The organism is Micromonospora sp. NBRC 110038 (assembly GCF_020884815.1).
Classification (GTDB): Bacteria; Actinomycetota; Actinomycetes; order Mycobacteriales; family Micromonosporaceae; genus Micromonospora; species Micromonospora haikouensis.
Genome location: NZ_BBOL01000018.1, coordinates 1 through 5,114, shown reverse-complemented (window position 1 = coordinate 5,114; position 5,114 = coordinate 1). Strand labels below are relative to the sequence as shown.

General features: G+C 63.8%; 4 protein-coding genes. 2 read left to right on the top strand and 2 right to left on the bottom strand.

Features of this window, described 5'->3' with window-relative positions; genetic code table 11:
* Positions 1-210: 210 nt before the first annotated feature.
* The gene (locus tag LPU61_RS31395; protein WP_229406980.1) at positions 211-384 is read right to left on the bottom strand and encodes a hypothetical protein; all 174 of its coding nucleotides are present in this window, start codon (positions 382-384) and stop codon (positions 211-213) included.
* A gap of 206 nt (positions 385-590) precedes the next feature.
* On the opposite strand from LPU61_RS31395, the gene LPU61_RS31390 reads away from it, so the two are divergent.
* On the top strand, positions 591-2,906 hold the full coding sequence (locus tag LPU61_RS31390; protein WP_229406979.1) for a hypothetical protein: 2,316 nt from the start codon (positions 591-593) through the stop codon (positions 2,904-2,906).
* Positions 2,907-3,667: 761 nt separating this feature from the next.
* Here the strand turns inward: LPU61_RS31390 and LPU61_RS31385 are convergent.
* Positions 3,668-4,534 carry an ATP-dependent endonuclease gene (locus tag LPU61_RS31385; protein ID WP_229406978.1) on the bottom strand — a complete coding sequence of 289 codons (867 nt, stop codon included), beginning with the start codon at positions 4,532-4,534 and terminating at the stop codon, positions 3,668-3,670.
* A 315-nt stretch (positions 4,535-4,849) separates the two neighbouring features.
* Here LPU61_RS31385 and LPU61_RS31380 point away from each other — a divergent pair.
* On the top strand, positions 4,850-5,114 hold a 265-nt coding region (locus LPU61_RS31380), incomplete at its 3' end, for a transposase (RefSeq protein WP_229406977.1).

Sequence of the window (5,114 nt, the reverse complement as noted above, 5' to 3'; positions counted from 1 at the left end):
GACGAGTGAGTGCCATCCGCTTGCGTGAGCGGGCTGGAGTGGGCTCTAACGGCGACGTTGGGGCCCGCTCGGATCCCTGCAGTGAGACATTGCCGAGGTGCTGCGCGGTGACCTCTTCGGCTGCGCCGAAGAGGCCCACGTCTGCCAGCAGAGGTACGCAGGTCCAGCTATCTGCCAGTCAGGTGATCGGCGGTCTTCGCCGGGGCGCCTTCATCGGTGTCCGAGCCACCAGGCGATCGACGACACGACGGCGCCGCCCACCGCCGTGGCCATCCCCTTGACCAGGCCCAGCGCAACGGTGCGACCGATCAGCCGATGGAAGGGATGGCCCCGGGCCGGGCGGCTCGGCGTGGAGACGGGCGATGGTCTGTCGTTCAGGGGCATCCAGCAGATCCTTCAGGTCGTGAATGACTGGGCTGCTCCAGGATGGTCGAAGGACCCGGTGCTGCGTCGAGTGCAACGCGTTGCAAAACCATGCGCAACAGATGCGCACCTGGCTGGCTCACCGGTATCACTAATGAGTGCGCGGCGGTCATAGCAGTTTGCGGGCGGTTTCAACGGACATCTCTGCCACCAGGCGAGAGCTTGTCGTGGAGCTTCGGCTCTGGTTCGGGCTCCTCAAAGCGTCGGTTCGGGCGTACGCGCGGAAGCAAGGGCTGACGCCCAGCTCGGTCACCCGATACCTCAACGGCCAGAACCTTCCGCCCGATGAGTTCTTAGCCGACCTGATCTACGAAGTGAGCCAGAGTCCGAACAGCGGGACCAGGCCGGACCCACAGCGGCTCTGGAGGCTTCATCGCAAGGCGCAGGACGCGCAGCCGGGCACCTGGGGACATACCAAGCAGTTGAAGCGAAAGATCCGTGAGGCTAGGGCTGAGGCGCGCGCCGCGCAGCACGAGCGGGATCTCGCCAGGAAAGAACGGGACCAAGCTCGACGGAGTCTCCTGCAAACCGGACAGGTTCTGGATTCCCTGCGCTCACCGTCGAGCCGTATCGATGAGGTCTACGTGCAGAGCTGGAGTCAGCTGATCGAGCAGCTGCAGCAGGCGCAGACAGAGCTCAGCGAAACGAAGCTCCTGTTGGCGCAGGCCCACAGCAAGATTTCAGAGCTGACGCTTGAGCGCGTTCTGCCTGACAGCAGCGCGACAGACCGTGCCAGCTCGGTCGCTGGTCCCGAACCGACGAACTGGTTCGAATCGGCGACGCAGGTCCGCATGCCCCACTGGGGCACCTTCCGGCAGATGCTGCTAGCTCACAGGGGCTGGACGCCCTCACAGGTCGCCCGTCTTGATGAGGTCTCCGACGCCGTCGTCAGCAAACTGTCCGATCCCCGAGCCGGTCGTCCCATCCAGCGCAGGGGCATGGTCCTTGGCTATCCACAGGCTGGCATGACTTCGGACATGACGGCTGTCGTCGCGAAGGCGATCGACGCCGGATACCGGCTAGTTGTTGTACTCAGTGCTCCGCTCAACTCGATCCGCACACAACTCCAGGCCCGGCTGGACGAGGGCCTTCCGGCACCGTCCGGCACGGACGAAATCCATCGCCTCACCGGCACAGACTTTGACTACAAGATTCTGGCCGCCGGCCTCGAGGGCCTTCAGTTCGAGAAGACCGTGCCCGACGCGCCGTTCAACGACGGCAGGAACCTGGGCCGCGCGGCGACCCGCCTCATAGTCGTTAAGAAAAACCTGATGACCATCAGGCGACTAGTCAACGACCTGCGAAAGGTGCCTACCCCCCTGGACGAGATCCCGGCGCTCATCATCGACGCGGCCGTCGATTCCACATTGACCTCCAAACGGGACGCGCTCGGGTCGGCGCTGGCGGAACTGTTGGCCATCCTGCCCCGCGCCCAGCACGTCGGATTTGCTACCACACCGTTGGCGTCCGCCTTCCTCGACCCAGACGCTGCCGCGCTTTTCCCCTGGGACTTCGTTGTGTCGCTTCCTCGCCCGGAGGGCTACTTTGGATTGCCCGAAATCAACGCTGCGGCTGCCCGCCCCGGCGGGCTCGGGCCAGCTCACATCCGCACTGCGGAAGGCGGCGATCGGGGCCTGCGAGAAGCTTTGGACATGTTCGTTCTCACCGCAGCCGTCAAGATGTACCGGGACTCGTTCGCTGGACGCCATTGGTCGCAGCACGGGATGCTGGTGCTTGGGCCAGCCCGGGCAAGCGAGTTGCAGGCACTGCGCACCCGAGTCGCTGAGCTGTGGGCGGCGAGCGACTATGAGTCGCCGGTCGGCCGGGGAAGGTTGCAGGCTCTCTTCGAGTCGGATCTATTGCCTGTTTCCCGGCAAAAGGGAGCCCTCGTCCCACTCTCGTTCGCTGAGCTGGTGCCAAGCTTGGAAAAGGCCTTGGACCAGTTCGGCGGCCAGCAGGTCCCTAGTGGTGCCGATCCAGACCTGCTGACGCTCGGGATCGTGGTATCCGGTCCGCAGGGCGTCAGGGAATTTAGCAGCACTGGCATCACTGTCATCTACCTGAGCGTCCCCACGGGCCCGTCGATGCTGCCCGCCATTACCAGCGGGCTCGGCTTTCACGCTGGCTACCAAGATCTGATGCGCCTCTACATCCCGCAGGCACGCGACCAGGACGGCTCGACCTTCCTCAGCTATCTCGAGGCATACCGGCAGGTGGATGAGGAGATACGGGCACAGATGGCCGCGCTGCCTTCGCTGGAGCCGATCGAGATTCCTCCGCTGATTGCAACGCTTGCCAAGGGAAGGGCTCTACCAGGGCCGTTTGCGTTCCGTGCCTCCGGGTGCGCCGAGGAAGCCGAGCGTGCAGGGAGTCGCCCCGGTATGGCAGTTGCGCCAGCGTCGTTTGGGACCGGTGTCGGCGGAGACAGTGTCGAGGTAGGTGAGATGGACTCGGACGTCGACGCACGTGACCACGATGACTGAGTTTCGGCAGGTCGGTCGGGTAGGACTTGGCGGAGCGGCACCCGTCCCTGGTGGGGGACGATGCCATTGCACGGGCAGCATCGGCTGTTTTCGACGCGCGCCGCGATTCAGCTGACGGGCGAAGAGAGGCGTCCCCCAGGTGAGGGCTTTGGCGCTTGGGTCGGGGTAGGGACCCGCCATACAGGGGATGGCCATCCGTGACGAGGCTTCCGTCGTCCATGTGGATACCTGGACTCAGTTCCTACTTCAGCGTCCTCCCACCCGCGAAGCGCCGTGTCGACATCACCGCCGCACAGTAGCCCGGTTCCTCGTGCGTTCCTGTTCCGTTTGCGGCCGGTCGGCACCAGCAGGACCGGGGCGGCGTCGAACGACAACTAACCCTTCCCGGGTGCCGCCTAGCTTGCCTTGGTTGCTGAAGATTTGACCGTTTAGGCCGCTCGTCACATTTCCAGCCAATAATCTGGTTCAGCAGAGTATGAACACGCCGACAGAGGAGACTCTGACCAGCAACTTTGCCGGTCGGCCGGCAGAAACCGTCGTACCCCTGTGCGATCGTAGAGATGTCGGAGGAGGGAGGTGACGACGTGACGGCCATTGAGCACCGCGTACGCCACCCTGAGGCGCCGGAACCCAACTCTTGCCGTTGGTGCGGCATCCCCGAACGTGAACACGGTCAGCGTTGGACACCGTCCAAGAGATGGCACACATGGGAAGCTCCGACGCTCGCGCAGCGGCGGGCACGGATGCTGAGCCGCCGTGCCTCACGTATCCAGAGTGGCTAGCTTCTCCAGCTGAAGAAATGCATCGCGCAGCTCTGAGGGAACTTCGGCAGCGGTCTTGAGGCTCCGCGCCATCTCGTACATCATCTCCGCTTTGGAAGATGGCCCGCTGTTACTTCCTTCCCGGAGCAGGTTCAGCAAGGCTGAGCTGAACTTGCCGGATCGCAGCGCGTCCACGTCGTTGGGTTCCCAGCTCCGGGTGTCGTTGCGAGGCCACACCGTGTTCGCCACCGCGCACCACTGTTCGTTGGTGAAAATGAACTCCAGTTCCTTGTCCGGGGTGCCGATGAAGCGGGTCTGACTTAGGATGTCGATGCCCTCTTTCGCCAGGTTCGCGTCGCTGAACATCTTGTTCGTCTTTCGACTGTCGGCGTCGACAACAAGCATTACCTGCCGCTGCGAGCGGGCGAGGTATCCGATGAACTTCAGGGCGCCTTCGTTGTTGTGGCAGCCGACTATCACGACTCCCGCCGCATGTACCGGCCGCCCGGTGCACAGACGGAAGAAGAGCGGGAAGGACTGCTGCTCGGTGGCACCTTCAACGCCGACGAAGCACCGTTCATGCAGCAGGACGGTGTTGCGGAGTCCCAGGGCTGTGGCGATGTCCGAGAGGAACTGGCCGTTCGCATGGTCGTCGAGGTCGGACAGCAGCAGATTCGCCCGGGTGCGTTTCCCGTCCAGTCGTAGGTGAACGATGTCTTCGATGGCAGCGCCATCAATAAGGTTCATCGAGTGGGTTGCGATGACCATCGACACCCCGGGGATCGCGCACTGTTCTCGGATCAGCGCCATCACCCGACGTTGTTGTATGTAGTCAAGGTGTGTGTCGGGCTCGTCGTAGGCGAGCACGATCTGCTGTTCGTCCGAGGCGGCGTGGCTGCCGGCGTCCCTCCGCAGGAGTTCGCTCGTCCATTCCCAGATAGCGAGACTGATGCGACGGGAACGGCCAGCTCCGACGGCGCTGAGGCTGACGGTCTCACCGTCGGTGCGGGCCAGCAGAATCTTGGTGGCTCTCAGAGGGCGGTTCGAGGATCTTTGAGTTGATCTGTGCTGTGCGTTCGGTTGGGGGTCTTTGATCGGGTCCGCCGTTGATAGCCGCCCCTCGATGCCGTGGAATGTGAATCGGGGTCGTGACCTTCGGGTCACGGCGGCGTTAGCCCGGTCATGGGTGATCGGAAGCCGTACCCCAGTGATGTCACCGACGCGCAGTGGGCGCTGATCGGGCCGTTCCTGTGGGCGTGGAGGGCCAGGCGGGTCTCGGTCTCGGGCCATCAGGGCGACTACGACCTACGGGAGATCGTGAACGCGATCTTCTACCAGAACCGGACGGGTTGTCAGTGGGCGTACCTGCCGCACGACCTGCCGCCGAAGTCCGCGACCTACTACTACTTTGCCCTGTGGCGGGACGACGGCACCGACCAGGCGATCT

What these genes read in the sequence shown, in the direction of transcription:
- LPU61_RS31395 (WP_229406980.1), bottom strand. Translation starts at nt 384, where the DNA reads ATGCCCCTGAACGACAGACCATCGCCCGTCTCCACGCCGAGCCGCCCG.